Origin of the sequence: Clostridium sp. Marseille-P2415 (assembly GCF_900155545.1) — a bacterium.
Lineage (GTDB): Bacteria > Bacillota > Clostridia > Lachnospirales > Lachnospiraceae > Lacrimispora.
On the sequence record NZ_LT732526.1, the window covers coordinates 2,153,747 to 2,168,945 of the forward strand.

Below are 15,199 nucleotides of genomic sequence, written 5' to 3' on the forward strand. Positions count from 1 at the left end.
TCTTTGTATCTGGAAAAAGCTGATTTGCCAAGACGTCGTCAGTCAGGTTCTCTGAAAGCGGCCATTCAAGGTGTTTTTCTCTGGCTGCTTTGAGAACCTTGTTGACAGTTTTCTATGAAACACTGCAACTTAATGCAATGTTTGTCTGACTGAGATTCAGACTTGCGATTCTGAGTATCTCACGATACTTGGTCATAGTGTGACCTCCTTATACTGTATTTACGTCATTGACGCATAAACACAGTATAAGGGAACTATAGCTACGGTTTCCAGTTCCGGAACAGCGGTTTCCTATAAAACGGAATGGCGGTTTCCTGAGACCGGACAGACGGGGCATTTTGCCCCGGAATACTCAGGAAACATTATGACCGAACAGGAACTACTGGATATGTTTATTCTGGAACGTATCAACATGATAATTGACACATTTCATAAAAACCAGCCTGATAAATCTAAACAGGAAGAGGAACAGATTCTACAGGCTGAGATTTTCATTGAAAATTTGCCAAGCAAAGAAAAAGCATTAATTGAAAATTACATGGACTCTTTCGTACGCCTACTCGCCTTAGAAGAAAGTTTTCTATACCAGAATGGATTTATGGATGCTATTAGGATTGTAAAATTTTTTTATCAACTATAATATTTATAAAAAATAACGACTATATATTCTCTATACTTCCAAACTAATATAATTACTCAATTTGAAAGTATAGAGAGTTTACAAACAAAACAAAATTTTAGAACTTCCTTATTTTATCACTTTAATAATTCATAGACATCATCATACACTAATGCATTAGGCATATTTTCTGCATAATCAATTATTTTTTTGAGCAATGTTTTATCCGCTATTGTTTCCAAATATTTCTTTTCTAAATAAGCCTCTACTAATCTAGTTATATGCCCTTTTCCTATTTCTTTTCCTCTTAGTAACATAAAATCGGCATTATTTACTAATGACAAAAGACTGATTTCTCCACTTATTGTCGTAATTTTAACACAAGTTTCAGTATCTAAAGGAATATCTTCACCATCTACGATTTCAATTTGACAAATATGGTCATTTCCATCTATATTTAATGAACATCTTACACCAGACATTATTGATGGTCCTGACACATATTTACTATATAATATCACGTTTGCTTCAAAAATTAGCATTACTATAACTCCTTTTAATAAACATGTTCAATATTAATTATGCTCCTGTTAAATATATCCAACATATCTGGTTCAACAGTTACTGCACCAGACTTTAAAATTCCCACATCTAATGGCATGTGATTTAATTGGTTATAGACATTTTGGGGTATTGTCACTTCGACAATTGCGGTAGTATCTCTCATTATAGGTTGATTAGCTAAATCCAATATTTCATCAAAATTATTACCAAATTGCTTAGCTTCATATGAACGTCCATCTAGTCTACCCCTAAATCCTTTATAATCAAATATATCATCAAATTCCTCAGGTCCAACCGCTCAATATACTTTTACTGGTTCTGCTTCACTTAATCCAGACTGCCCCGAACCCTCAGGTGGAGTACTGACATATCCGACAAACGGTAAAAATCTTTATTCAATTAAAAAAATTATAGCACGTCTTTGTGCTATTTTTAAATAGAAAAATTACTGTTCTTTTTCTGGCAATGGTTCTTGGTATTCCGTCTTATTTTTCATCATTCCGTACACTATGTTCACCAAGCGACGCATGATGCAGACCAGTGCCTGTGACTTTGTCTTTCCTTCACCGATTTTTCGCATGTAATAGTCATAAAATACCGGATGATTGGGTTTTCCGTTCTTTGGTCTGGATACCATGGTTACCGCCAGGAAATAAAACAGTCCATGCAACTGGCGGTTTCCCTGTCTGGAGCTTTGTTCCTTACCTTTTCCGGCAGAACTGAACTTTACAGGAGCCACTCCTGCAAATCTTGCCAACTTGTCTGCACTGGGAAATCTTCGGATATCTCCGATTTCTGCGATTAACTTGCTTGCGATAGACGTTCCGATTCCCGGCATACTGGTCAGTTTATAATCAAAACTAAGCAGGATTTTCTCGATTTCTTTATCAAGCCCTGCTAATTCTTCTTTCTGATGTTTCAAGTCTCTTACCAGACTTGTTGTAATGAAATCTCTGGATTCCTGATATTCCCGAAAGGTGTTTCCATCATTCTTTACACAATCCAGAATCAATTCCGCTTTATCTTTTTTGGTAATACGAAATATTTCTTTGAATTCCATTGTTAGTTCTTCTGCCGTTTTTTCTTGCAAATGGACAGGGGACGGGTAGGTTTTCCAGAAATACATGGCACATTTCCCGTCTATTTCGCTGAAAAATTTACTATAACTGGGATATGCCATGGATATCTGCTCATGGAGTCCGTTCTTAAAGCGGATACCATCTTTCACCAGTAAATCTCTCCGATTCACCAGTTGTGCCAGTGTCCATTCATTATCTTTTGGCTTTGCATCCGGCAAGGTATGTAACTGATTAATCAAAACCGTTGCCACACAATACGCATCATGCTCATCATTTTTTCGGTACATGGGTGCACTTTTTCTCTGGTCATAAGCCAGAGCAGGATTAATGTCTTTTACAATATAACCATTTTCAATCAGCCAGACAGCTAAGCTTCTGCCGTAGCCGTAAGCGTTTTCCAATCCATAAATGGGTTCAAGTCCAAGAATACGTGATTTTCTGTTTACCTTTTCCGCCAGCTTTTTAATTTCACTGGGCTTGTTTTCTATCACAACTACCTCTAACTTTTCATTCCAGCAGTTCACCATCACTGCGGTATGGGTTTCCTTATGCAGGTCAATCCCTACATATAGCAGATTTTCTCTTTTCTGCAATTCTCTCCCTCCTGATCTTGTTTCCAACCAATCAGTTCCCGTACCGGCAACCTCAGATGACAGCGTTAACTCTAATGAGTCCGCAAGGGTTCGACAGCCTATCTACAACAAACCAATGGATGAAAGGACAAGTTATTTATTTTATTGGTTGTTGATGTTAACTCTGTATGGAATGGATTGCAAGTCATTTCTGGTTTTATTTTCAGGAGAAAAAACAGCAGAAAAAGAATAGAAAAGGGAGCTACAGAAAGGAGGATTTTCCCCCTGTAACCCCCGGCAGCCCCATTTTACCATAGAACTAATTTCCTGTAAATCCATGGTTCACCATGAACCATGGGGTCGAAAATGATGCAGGTTAAAGAGCCGGGGTCAAAACCCTCCCCGGCTCGGGTTACATCAGCCCGCAATGCGGACTGAAAGGACTTTTTCAGCGGGGTCGGATTCCTGGCTTTGGGGTCGTGATCGGGGTTACACTTGTGTGTAAATCCCATTTACACAAAAAAGTTACGGGGTCATGAGCGACTCCTTTAAATCCATAACCAGTGAATCAAGACAATAGGCATTTCGTGAATTCATTTGATCTATTTACCCAATTCAAAGCATCTATTTTTAGTAGTTTCTGGTATCGACTTTCTGACACTGTTTCGGTATCGTATGTTCTCAAAGGAGGGAAGCATTATGACCGAACAGGAATTATCGGATATGTTTATTCAGGAACGAATCAACATGTTAATTGATGTATTTCATAAAAACCAACCTGAAAAATCTAAACAGGAAGAGGAAAGGATTCTACAGACCGAGATTTTTATTAAAAATTTACCCTGTAAGGAAAAAGAGCTAGTTGAAAATTACATTGACTCTATTATAAGCCAACTTGCTTTAGAAGAAGCTTTTCTGTATCGGCATGGATTTATGGACGGTATAAAAATTCTAAAATATATCGGCAAATTGTAATTTTTTCTTTTCAAACGTAAAACACAGCAAATTGCATGATTGCTGTGTTTTACGTTAATAAATTGTTTTTTTGATATCAATCACCTATTGATATTAGTCCCTTGCCTTTTTTTATAGCGCATTCAGCAAGCTTGAGCAATTCTTTTAGCATTTGATTTCCCTCATCATATTCTTCATAATCTTCGAGTAATGATAAATCTAAAATATATCTGCAAATTTTAATAATTTCAAACACATCTTTATTAGGAATTTCAATATCATCATAAGGATCAATTTCATATAATTTACTCATATCAAATGAACTTTTATCTCTCAGTTTATAAATAAAATTAATCAGTTCATCATTAAATTCTACATTGGAATCACTCAACTCCATATTATCTATTGAATCACCAATATAAAAATTCATATTTGTCCTCCTACTTCTTAGGGAATGCCGTAATTACATTCCCAGTTTTATCAATGACTACTTTTAATGTATTAAGTACTTTTCCATTATTATTTGTTCCAATCGGATTAGAAAATGTTTGTTCAAAAATGTATCCTTCTCTTCCGCTCGTATTTGGTTTTAATACAAATTTATCACCTTTTAATGTACTGTCAATGCCCATTTTTATGTCAAAATCAGAGTTAAAGTGAGATTTATTCCCATATGCTGATTTTGGTCCATGTCTATCTAATATATGGTTATTAAAGGTATTATCACTCAAAGTGTAATTATCTGCCGCATCAAAAACCTCTTGAAATTTGCTATTTTTACCACCATTAATACCCTGCCCCGAACCCTCAGGTGGAGTACTGAGGTATCCGACAAACGGTGAAAATTCGTATTTGTTTAAAAAAAGTATAGCACATCTTCGCGCTATTTTTAAGAAATAAATTACTGTTCTTTTTCTGGCAATGGTTCTCGGTATTCCGTCTTATTTTTCATCATTCCGTACACTATGTTCACCAAGCGACGCATGATGCAGACCAGTGCCTGTGACTTTGTCTTTCCTTCACCGATTTTTCGCATGTAATAGTCATAAAATACCGGATGATTGGGTTTTCCGTTCTTTGGTCTGGATACCATGGTTACCGCCAGGAAATAAAACAGTCCATGCAACTGGCGGTTTCCCTGTCTGGAGCTTTGTTCCTTACCTTTTCCGGCAGAACTGAACTTTACAGGAGCCACTCCTGCAAATCTTGCCAACTTGTCTGCACTGGGAAATCTTCGGATATCTCCGATTTCTGCGATTAACTTGCTTGCGATAGACGTTCCGATTCCCGGCATACTGGTCAGTTTATAATCAAAACTAAGCAGGATTTTCTCGATTTCTTTATCAAGCCCTGCTAATTCTTCTTTCTGATGTTTCAAGTCTCTTACCAGACTTGTTGTAATGAAATCTCTGGATTCCTGATATTCCCGAAAGGTGTTTCCATCATTCTTTACACAATCCAGAATCAATTCCGCTTTATCTTTTTTGGTAATACGAAATATTTCTTTGAATTCCATTGTTAGTTCTTCTGCCGTTTTTTCTTGCAAATGGACAGGGGACGGGTAGGTTTTCCAGAAATACATGGCACATTTCCCGTCTATTTCGCTGAAAAATTTACTATAACTGGGATATGCCATGGATATCTGCTCATGGAGTCCGTTCTTAAAGCGGATACCATCTTTCACCAGTAAATCTCTCCGATTCACCAGTTGTGCCAGTGTCCATTCATTATCTTTTGGCTTTGCATCCGGCAAGGTATGTAACTGATTAATCAAAACCGTTGCCACACAATACGCATCATGCTCATCATTTTTTCGGTACATGGGTGCACTTTTTCTCTGGTCATAAGCCAGAGCAGGATTAATGTCTTTTACAATATAACCATTTTCAATCAGCCAGACAGCTAAACTTCTGCCATAGCCGTAAGCGTTTTCCAATCCATAAATGGGTTCAAGTCCAAGAATACGTGATTTTCTGTTTACCTTTTCCGCCAGCTTTTTAATTTCACTGGGCTTGTTTTCTATCACAACTACCTCTAACTTTTCATTCCAGCAGTTCACCATCACTGCGGTATGGGTTTCCTTATGCAGGTCAATCCCTACATATAGCAGATTTTCTCTTTTCTGCAATTCTCTCCCTCCTGATCTTGTTTCCAACCAATCAGTTCCCGTACCGGCAACCTCAGATGACAGCGTTAACTCTAATGAGTCCGCAAGGGTTCGACAGCCTATCTACAACAAACCAATGGATGAAAGGACAAGTTATTTATTTTATTGGTTGTTGATGTTAACTCTGTATCAAATGAATTGCAAGTCATTTCTGGTTTTATTTTCAGGAAAAAAACAGCAGAAAAAAGAATGGAAAAGGGAGCTACAGAAAGAGTGCTTTTACCCCCTGTAACCCCCGGCAGCCCCATTTTACCATAGAACCAATTCCCTGTAAATCCCATGGTTCACCATGAACCATGGAGGTAGGCAGATATCTTTAAAGCAATGGCAATGCAGATTTGATGTCCCATTTCCAGTTAGCTCTGTATCGCAAAATATCGCCCCTGTATGACCTTTGAAACCGATGGCAGAGCATGTATGCCATTCAAGCATTACTAAGCCTTGTTGGCCAAATTTGAAAAGAATTGCGTTTTCCTTTTTATCTGATAAATGTTTGGATTGATGCTTATGACTGTTCATCTTCCTGTTGCGCTATCGAAAAAGTGTCGAATATATGCATATTTTTACAATGTTCCAGGTCACATATCTGCAAGCAGTTGTAAAATCTGATAAGGAAAAATCTACTCTCATTTCTTGCCCTAAAACAAAGGTGAACCATGGGGTCGAAAATGATGCAGGTTAAAGAGCCGGGGTCAAAAACTTCCCCGGCTCGGCTTACATCAGCCCGCAATGCGGACTGAGAGGACTTTTTTATCGGGGTTGAATTCTTTGCATTGGGGTCGTAACCGGGGTTACACTTACAGAAAATACGCATTTATTCGAAAGAATTACGGGGTTATAAGCGACTCCATTTAATCCCAATATAAAATCTTAACATTATCAAATTCATGCATTGAACTCTGGCTATTCTTTAGGTCAATAACATCACCAGTACTTTTAAACAAATAAAAATGTTCTTGATTATATTCCTCCATTTCTTTTAAATCACTAATACTACTCGGCTGTATACTTTTGTAACCTTCAAACATTTTATCTATTACATCTACACTAGTTGTAGTATTTAACCAGAGACAATCTGCATATATACTATTATTTCCTTTATAATCAATCGTTTCGTAACTATATGCTAATACATATAAATCCATTGCCTCATCTAATCTTTTTAACTCATTTATTATAATCATTAATATCTTAATATCTTTTTGGTCATCTATTGAAAACCTATTAAATCTCCCTAAATCTTCATTAAAAAACAAATCGTATTCAATCAAAATATAATTATCCGTAGGAACTTGAACAGTTTTTATCAAATTTGACAGTTTCATCACTAATCTCCCTATTTTGAATATTGTGGTAAGGTTTTTGCATAAGATATCATATCTAGCATACCTTTGTTATACTTTGTCCCAAAATTCTTCCTAATATCAACAATATCAAGAACCATCCTTTGCCTTGCGGTTAATCCTGCATCATTTATCATTGCTGCTTTCCCTCTACCTCTAAATGTTCTTGTTAATGCATGATCTTCTTTAGACATTAGCAATGCTGGACCATCAGCTCTTGATATACCAATGTCCTGATTGTATCTATTCTGAGCTACATGGTGCCCTACTTCATCTGCCCCTCTAGTAGCATCTACATCAGCAAACCGTCCGCCTAATACTTTATAGCCCGAACCCTTAGTACTATTGCTTTCCTGACTAACCTTACCACTAGGCGTAGTACCTTCTTTAGCCGGTGTTCCTCCATCTTTACCCTCACAATCAGTTAGAGCATTATATCCACTGGGATCATAATACACCACCGGATTGTTCGCACAATACGCATATAGGTTCAGCCCATCTCCACGATACACATCTTCTTGCAAAAATCTTCCAACCACCGGATTATAAAATCTTGCACGAAGATAATACTGCCCTGTCTCCTGGTCATACTGCTGACCCGTATATAAGGTTCTGTTCCGGACTTCTTCTGACTGACTGCGGATAACTCCAAAGGCATCATACTCATAAAAGTTCTCTACCTTCCTCTGGTTCCCCGTTATATACGCCGTATTATTCTTCTCATCCAGATGATACGCATGATAACCGTTACTCTCTGCTACCTCGCTGGCTGCTATTCCATAGCCCAGGATATATCTGTTCCCAACATTCCCAGCCTCGCCTGTTTCCGCCTGAAGCTCTCCATTATAGAAGATGAAACGGGAAACCTTTCCATTCACTGACTTCCCGGCTCTTAACTGCTCTCCATCGTAGAAATTCTCCAGCTTAAATCCATTTCCTTCCACTGCGGTCTGTTGACCGAACGGATTATAATGATACCTCCATTCCTCTCCGTTCCCGGCTTCTTCCATGATATTTCCCTGTTTATCATACCGGTACGCATAACTCTCCCCAGACATTTTTCTCTCTATGAGCTGGTTTCTTCTATTATAGCAGTACGTCTCTTTCCCCGCAACAGAGTTCTTCTCCATTCGGTTTCCACATAAATCATATATATACTGTATAGCTTCCCCGTCATACATCTCTTCCGTCAGACGGTTCATCTTATCATAACGGTAACCAATTACCGTTTCCCTTGTTCCGGTCTCTTCCGATAATGTCCTTACTCCAGCCTTTGCCATCCGGTTCCCATTTAAATCATACTCATACCGGAAATCAAACAACGGCTTATCATCCGCCAGAAAAGTTGCCAGACGGCTGATGTTCCCATCCGTATCATACTCATAAACGGTTTTCACCCCATTTTGATGTGTAATAGCTTCCAGCTTCCCGTCTGCCCGGTGGCCATATCGGACGATCTCATTCCCAGCCTCCTCCCTGATACTGCTTAGATTTCCTCTCCAGTCATATCCATAGTGTATGGTTTTACCCGTAACATCTGTCAGGGTCTTAAGACTTCCATCCGGGTGATAGGTACAGGAAATAAGCGTCCGGCCAGAGGATGATTTTTTCTTCAGCTTCCCGTCCGGCCGGTATTCATAGGTATAGCAGAAGCCACCTGCCACTGCCTTCTTCCTCATGCCGGATGTATCATATTCCCAGCTTCTTGTAACCGGATTCTTTCCTTCTGCATCACAGCCAGTCTCCAGAACCGGATTCCCATCCACATTATAGGTGGTCCTGATCTGGTTCCCATCCCGGTCAATATGTAACACGCTCCGGCCCTCTCTGTCATAATGGAAGGTCTCGCTGTTTCCATCCGGATCAATTATCTCACAGACCTTTCCCCGGCTATTGTAGCGGTAAGTGATTACACCACCATTGGCATCCGTGGTGCTGGTAACATTTCCCATGTTATCGTAAGTGTACTTCTCTTTTCCTCCGTCCGCATTATGAACGCGCTGAATCCGTCCCCAGATGTCTGTGTCTATACCGGTCTGATTCTGGTTCCCATCCACGATTCCGATGATCCGTCCATTGGCATCATAGGTAAATGCCTGGGCCGCCTTTTCCTGTTTTCTGCTCCTGGTAGTATGAATCTCTGCTTCCAGGTCATTGATTCCATATGTATATGTAAGCTCATTCCCATCTGCGGTCCGCTTAAATGACAGATTTCCGTTTGGAAGATATTGATTCTCTTCCAGTACAGTTCCGATACCATCCGTCCGGGATAGAACATTCCCATAATGGTCGTAAGAATACGTAAAGCTGTAGCACTTATTAGCGTTTTCCTCGGTCTGTGGTAATATTTCCCTCTCCAGTCGGTCATTCCGATCATACTCATACCGGAAAACCGGTCCCAGGCAGTCACTTACGTGAATGATCCGGTCCTTCAAATCATAATCATATTCAAGCTCCCAAACCTCTCCGCCTTTTCCCTGACGGGCGATCCTTGTAATATTTCCTGCCTTATCATAGGAAACCGATACGGTACGGTTAATCCCGTTCTGCTTATCTATCGTCCGTTCCGTAATCAAACGGTCACAGGAGTCGTATTCCCGCAGGATCTCATACCCCTCAGGCGTCCGGATCTGCGTGCGGTTTCCGTTTTCGTCATAGCTGTATCTGGTTACGGCAAATTTTGATTCTCCCTGTACCGGCACAAGTCCACTATCCAGTTCTTCCTTCGTCTCTATCAGCCTTCCTGCCCTGTCATAACCATAATGAATAATCTGTTTTATACCTTCCGATATGCCCTTTTCTTCATAAATCCGTTTTCCCCGAATATCATAGCGGAACCGGATAACCGCACCCAGGCCGTCCTCCACCCGGATCAGGCGGTCTCTTTTATCATAAAAAAACTTTAAGCACAGTGCCGGTCCATCTTCTTCCCGAAGCTGTCCATCCAGATTCCAGTATCCACCGTGGCGCTGCTCTTCCACTTTGTTTCCATTGGCATCGTAGGAATAGGTTATCTTTTGGTAAAATACTTCTTCCCCTTTCTCCTTTGCCGGACGCAAAGTTTCACAAAGCTGGTTTCTCCAATTATAGGTATACCAGGTTGTCCGCCCCATAGCATCCGTTTTCCTGGTTGGATTCCCTGATATGTCATAGGTATACCCCGCCTGAATGCCTCCGTCCGGACCAGTCACCGTTTCTAAATGTCCTGCATCATCATAGGTATACAGCCACCCCTCCCCGTCATCGGTCCGGGCATCATAAAATTCCGGCAGTACATGTTTAATCCGGTTCCCATTTGCATCATAGAATATCCTTTCACAGCCTCCATCCGGATAATGGATCCGGATCTGATTTCCGTCACCGTCATAATCATAGACGATTCCTTCTCCGTTGTCTGCAGCTCTGTCGTATGCGTTGGGGTGAACCTTTTTCAGTACATTTCCTTCCCCATCCCGCATCTGCCTCTCATGGCCTTCGTCCGGATAGACGGTATCAATTAACCGGTCCAGGAAATCATACCGGTAGGTATACTCGCCCTTCTGCTCCTTCCATGCCTTGGGGGGATACATGGCTAAAAGCCTTCCCATACCGTCGTATAAGAAACGAGACTCATTTCCTTCCCCGTCTCTTACCAGGGTCCGGTAATTCTTTGCATTATAACCATATTCCGTACGACCGCAGTCATCCTCTTCGGCCATCATGCGGCCCATGGTATCATATTCAAAACGGGCTTCCTCCCCATCCGGATAGGTAATGACAGACGGCATTCCGGAATTTTCTTCATAATGGTAAACGGTCGTATTTCCTGCTGCATTCGTCTCCTCTAAAAGTCTGCCCTTCCGGTCATAGATGTAGGAATGACGGAACCACTTCTCCCCATCCTGCGCCTTTTCCTTTTTTTCAATGAGATTATGGTTTTTGTCGTACTCATAGCAGAATTTTCTTCCGGCATTATCTGTTTCTTCGACCAGATCATCTGATTCATTATAGAAATAAGAGGTCGTAAGCCATCCGTTCCTGTGCTCCTCTCTCACCCGGCCTGTTTCATCATAGGTCCGTTCTTTGATATGTCCCAGCCGGTCCTTTTCCCGTATCCGGTAACCGTTTTCATTATAGTCATAGAAGGTTCCGGTTCCATCTTCATAAAGGATTGATACGATCTCCATTTTTTTCCCAATCCCATAAACAACGGTTTTATCTCCTACACTGCTGTGAACTCTGACCTGACCTTCCCCGTCCAGATACTCTGCTTCATAGGTATCCCCGCTGGCAAGGGTCTGAAGCACCATTCTTCCCCTGTTATCATACCGGTTTTCCAGATAGGTTACCTTTGCCTGGTCCACTGCCCTGGTTAAGTAGCCCTTCTCATCATACTCATAATGGGTGATGCCCTGATCCATATGGATCACATCAGTTAAAAGTCCGCCCTCGTACCGGTATTGCATGGTCCGGCCCATGTTATCAGTCAGCTGGACCAGATGTCCCGCTCTTATGGTTACGTTTAAATGATAACCGAGAGCAGTTGTGATCCCTTCCAGATTTTCTCCATGATAAGTAAATCGGATGGTCTGTTCGTTCCGGTCCATAATGGACAAAAGCAATCCATGGGAGCTGTAGCGGTATGTCCGGTGCTCCTTCCTGTCTTTTATGAGCCATTCTTCATGATCCTTTAAAAGCTCAAACCAGCCGCAGCCATAGGTCTCATTATGCGCTTTCTCCCCATCCCATTCGAAAATCAGGTAATATCCTGTATCAAGCGTCACGTGGCGCCTGCTGCCATCCTGATAAAGTTTCCCTTCATATGGGAAACTCCAGCCGGTTCCCATGATGCCTTCCTGTTTCCTGGTGGAATGATATTTTCTGGTGATACGGATGGACTCCCGGATATCCGGCAGGACAAAATCCGTGGCACTTATCAGGAATGCACCGGAAGCGACATCCACCGGCTCCGCAATGAGCTGCCCCAGTCCGCTTGTAATGAAGTTATTCTGCAGGGACTGCCATACATCAACCTTTCTGTCAGGAAGCAGAGCATCTGAAGCAACATCCACTACCGTTCCAAATGCGGTACCTGCCACTGTCCCCACTAATTTATTTACGAGTCTGGAATCAGATTTAACCAGGCCCTGTGCTTTTCCGATAAAGGCCGTACCTGCCGATCCCTTGAACATACCGAGCCCTGCATTGACCGCCATGTTCGTTATATTAATGGTTCCTGTTGTCTCATATTCATTAATCGCTCCAAATATGACGGAACCTCCTGTCTGGGTAACAAAATTGACAACCTGCGATTTAGGACACATTAATTTACTGAGTTTTCCTGCACTGGCAAGATTCTTTAATGCCTTTCCGCTGACTACATCAAATACCACATCGGTTACCATGGAGGCGATATTATAGACATTTTCATTTCCCATAAAGACTGTATCCCTGAGAAAGTTCGCAGGCCTGGAGGCATCCAGCGCATTTACCTTACTGTATCCATCCAATCCTTCCGCCATATCCGCCACCGCAAAGGTCGCTTTTACACCTGCTGCCACTAACAACGGGGCGGATGCTCCGCCGGTACATACGGTCAGGGCAGTCAGACCCACCACAGTGGCTATACTTACTACACCGTTAAAAAATTTCTGCTTGCTCTGTTGTTTCCGCGCTACAAGTGCAGAAGTTAATTCGCTGTTCTGGGAATCGCGGGCAGATGCATCATCCTTTGTCAGCTCTGCTTTTATATCTCCTGCCGAGGGCACCGCCTCAAGGCAGGAATCTGCCTTATGAGACACAAGGTCTGATTTAATATCTGTCCTCTCTTCCAGAGTGACCATATCATCTCCCCCGTCCCCGATCTGGAGCACTACCTTATTCTCTCCGGAGATCATCAGATTCCGGACCGGCACTTCCCCTCCGGCCATCATTCCCTTCTGGGTTTTTATATTGATGTCCATTCCGGTCAGAGAAAGGTATCCTCCCTTATTCAGTTTAAGAAGGATAGAACCACTGGAATCGGGAGCATAACTTAAAGCATCCGCTGTCATATCCATGGCGCTGCCGCTGGGATCTGAAAAACTCTTATTATCCGGATTTCTGCTCTCCCCGCCGCCGCTTCCGCTTCCGATGGCATGAACGGCAACTGCGCTCTGTTCATCATGCTCCGGAAAATAAATATGTACCCTGCTTCCTTCTTCCGGCATACAGTAAAAGCTGCTGCTTTCAATGGCATATGTGAAATATTTCAGCCCTGCCGCCGGCTCATAGACCGGATCAATATCAAACTGCACCCGTATACGGTTCCCGCTCCGCTCTTTTACCGTTGCCGGAATGCTCATTCCGTATATTCTGGGATTTTTTTCTTTTTCTCTGCGGAGGCCTTCCTTTCTGGAAAGCTCATAACGGTAAACCAATTCTCCCTTTCTGGTGGAAATTTCCATTCCTGTGACTACGGCTGATACCTTATGAAAGGAAATTCCTTCACCCATGTGCAGGTACCGGCGTGTATGAATCTTCCATTGGGAGGCTTCCTGGGAAAGGATTCCCAACGGCTCCAGCACTTTTGCATAATGTGCCAAATCCTTCTCCAGGATATAATCCTCTTTATGGAGCTCCGTTCCAAAACAAATATCCGGAATGCCAAAATACACCTTTCCGCGGTCTTCAGAAGCATCGACCAGGAGATAGGTCCCAAAGTGGCTGGCAAGCCTGCGAAGGAACACCCAGTCGCTTTCCTCATACTGCAAAAGCATTTCAGGAATCCGGGCATCCTTTGTGATTTCATCCTTAACATCAAAACGGTCATAATCAGCAAGTATTTTCCGTGCCACGTCCATATACGTCATAGCTCCATCCAGAAAGCTCCTGCTTTTTTCCGTACGCTCCCAATCCTTTGTATAGGAATAAGCCTCCAGATACAAAAATGGCAGCCCTTTCTCCACTTTTAAATAGACGTTTTCGATCTTCCCCTGAAAAATAACCTGACCTCCGGTGCATTCGGTTTCCCGGATTATCACGGGAAGGACAGATGCCATATTTACAAATTCCTCCGCTTTCTCTCCATCTGTCAATAGCTTCATGGAAAGGAAGCCGTGGCTGTTAAGTGCCTGCGTAAGCCGAAATGTTTCCACTTGAATCACGCCTTCAAGTGCCAGTTCAATTTCCAATTCTTTATATGCCAATATCATATTTCATTGCCTCCTTTATCATGAGATAGAAGGTCATTCTCATCATTTGGTAGCTATATCACTTATCTTTTTGTTTTATCAATTCATCTTTGTCATTTCCCCTGTTAGTTTCCCGACCGTCATGAAGACGTATATATTCTTCATTAATTTTCTGTTCCATATGTATAGCTTCACTGTACATTTTCTGTAATTCTTCCTTTGATATAATTTTCTTTACATCCAAATCTGCCTGCAAATAATCCCCCCAGTCTGGTTTAATATCATAAAAATCAGGGAGATAATAACATACTCTTGTACCATATCCGCCATCATAACTCGTGGAAACCTGCGCTGTTTTTTTATCCTCACTAATATCGTAGATTTCGACATTCACCTCATAACATTCCGGGTAGTACTTCCAACTGACGTTAGTACAAACCTTTATTAGCGTTGTTCCATATAAGGCTTCAGCGCCAGAATCAAATATAATTTTCAAATATTGTCTCCCGTCCTCGGATACGACGCTGACACTTGTGCTATTCTCTTTAAAAAAATCCGAATAATTGTTTAAATTTTCTATAACATCTTGCAATCCATTGCTCTTTGTATTATAATTCAGTGCGTTCCTTCCCCACCATATGAACATGATAAAAATCATGAGTGAAAGTATGCAAGACACTAATAGAAAATAAAATGTTTTTTTATTTTTTTCTATCATGTCAGAAGCTTCCCCATTGTTTCATTTCTAAG

10 protein-coding genes are annotated in these 15,199 nt (G+C 41.5%); 2 read left to right on the forward strand and 8 right to left on the reverse strand.

Going from position 1 to position 15,199, the window contains the following annotated elements:
* Positions 1-364 precede the first annotated feature (364 nt).
* Entirely contained in the window at positions 365-640 is a 276-nt protein-coding gene (locus BQ9856_RS14840; RefSeq protein ID WP_077611723.1) for a hypothetical protein, read from the forward strand.
* 116 nt (positions 641-756) lie between these two features.
* On the opposite strand, the gene BQ9856_RS14845 is transcribed toward BQ9856_RS14840, so the two are convergent.
* Together BQ9856_RS14845 and BQ9856_RS14850 are read right to left on the reverse strand one after the other, a co-directional pair.
* The gene (locus BQ9856_RS14845) at positions 757-1,161 is read right to left on the reverse strand and encodes a hypothetical protein (RefSeq protein WP_077611724.1); all 405 of its coding nucleotides are present in this window, start codon (positions 1,159-1,161) and stop codon (positions 757-759) included.
* 467 nt (positions 1,162-1,628) lie between these two features.
* Entirely contained in the window at positions 1,629-2,855 is a 1,227-nt protein-coding gene (locus tag BQ9856_RS14850; RefSeq protein ID WP_077611725.1) for an IS110 family transposase, read from the reverse strand.
* A gap of 678 nt (positions 2,856-3,533) precedes the next feature.
* On the opposite strand from BQ9856_RS14850, the gene BQ9856_RS14855 reads away from it, so the two are divergent.
* Entirely contained in the window at positions 3,534-3,809 is a 276-nt protein-coding gene (locus BQ9856_RS14855) for a hypothetical protein (protein ID WP_077609162.1), read from the forward strand.
* Between the two features lie 76 nt (positions 3,810-3,885).
* On the opposite strand, the gene BQ9856_RS14860 is transcribed toward BQ9856_RS14855, so the two are convergent.
* From BQ9856_RS14860 to BQ9856_RS14885, 6 genes are all read right to left on the reverse strand, one after another.
* Positions 3,886-4,218: a hypothetical protein gene (locus BQ9856_RS14860; RefSeq protein WP_077609163.1), complete on the reverse strand. Its 333-nt coding sequence runs from the start codon at positions 4,216-4,218 to the stop codon at positions 3,886-3,888.
* Between the two features lie 10 nt (positions 4,219-4,228).
* Positions 4,229-4,519: a hypothetical protein gene (locus BQ9856_RS14865; protein WP_139348617.1), complete on the reverse strand. Its 291-nt coding sequence runs from the start codon at positions 4,517-4,519 to the stop codon at positions 4,229-4,231.
* Positions 4,520-4,689: 170 nt separating this feature from the next.
* Positions 4,690-5,916, reverse strand: coding sequence for an IS110 family transposase (locus tag BQ9856_RS14870; protein WP_077611726.1), 1,227 nt, complete (start codon positions 5,914-5,916; stop codon positions 4,690-4,692).
* Positions 5,917-6,806: 890 nt separating this feature from the next.
* Positions 6,807-7,280 carry a hypothetical protein gene (locus tag BQ9856_RS14875; RefSeq protein WP_077611727.1) on the reverse strand — a complete coding sequence of 158 codons (474 nt, stop codon included), beginning with the start codon at positions 7,278-7,280 and terminating at the stop codon, positions 6,807-6,809.
* 11 nt (positions 7,281-7,291) lie between these two features.
* Positions 7,292-14,470, reverse strand: coding sequence for an RHS repeat-associated core domain-containing protein (locus BQ9856_RS14880; protein WP_077611728.1), 7,179 nt, complete (start codon positions 14,468-14,470; stop codon positions 7,292-7,294).
* Positions 14,471-14,528: 58 nt separating this feature from the next.
* On the reverse strand, positions 14,529-15,167 hold the full coding sequence (locus tag BQ9856_RS14885) for a hypothetical protein (protein WP_077611729.1): 639 nt from the start codon (positions 15,165-15,167) through the stop codon (positions 14,529-14,531).
* Between the last annotated feature and the right edge of the window lie 32 nt (positions 15,168-15,199).

What these genes read in the sequence shown, in the direction of transcription:
- BQ9856_RS14840 (WP_077611723.1), top strand. Translation starts at nt 365, where the DNA reads ATGACCGAACAGGAACTACTGGATATGTTTATTCTGGAACGTATCAAC.
- BQ9856_RS14845 (WP_077611724.1), bottom strand. Translation starts at nt 1,161, where the DNA reads ATGCTAATTTTTGAAGCAAACGTGATATTATATAGTAAATATGTGTCA.
- BQ9856_RS14855 (WP_077609162.1), top strand. Translation starts at nt 3,534, where the DNA reads ATGACCGAACAGGAATTATCGGATATGTTTATTCAGGAACGAATCAAC.
- BQ9856_RS14860 (WP_077609163.1), bottom strand. Translation starts at nt 4,218, where the DNA reads ATGAATTTTTATATTGGTGATTCAATAGATAATATGGAGTTGAGTGAT.
- BQ9856_RS14875 (WP_077611727.1), bottom strand. Translation starts at nt 7,280, where the DNA reads ATGAAACTGTCAAATTTGATAAAAACTGTTCAAGTTCCTACGGATAAT.
- BQ9856_RS14880 (WP_077611728.1), bottom strand. Translation starts at nt 14,470, where the DNA reads ATGATATTGGCATATAAAGAATTGGAAATTGAACTGGCACTTGAAGGC.
- BQ9856_RS14885 (WP_077611729.1), bottom strand. Translation starts at nt 15,167, where the DNA reads ATGATAGAAAAAAATAAAAAAACATTTTATTTTCTATTAGTGTCTTGC.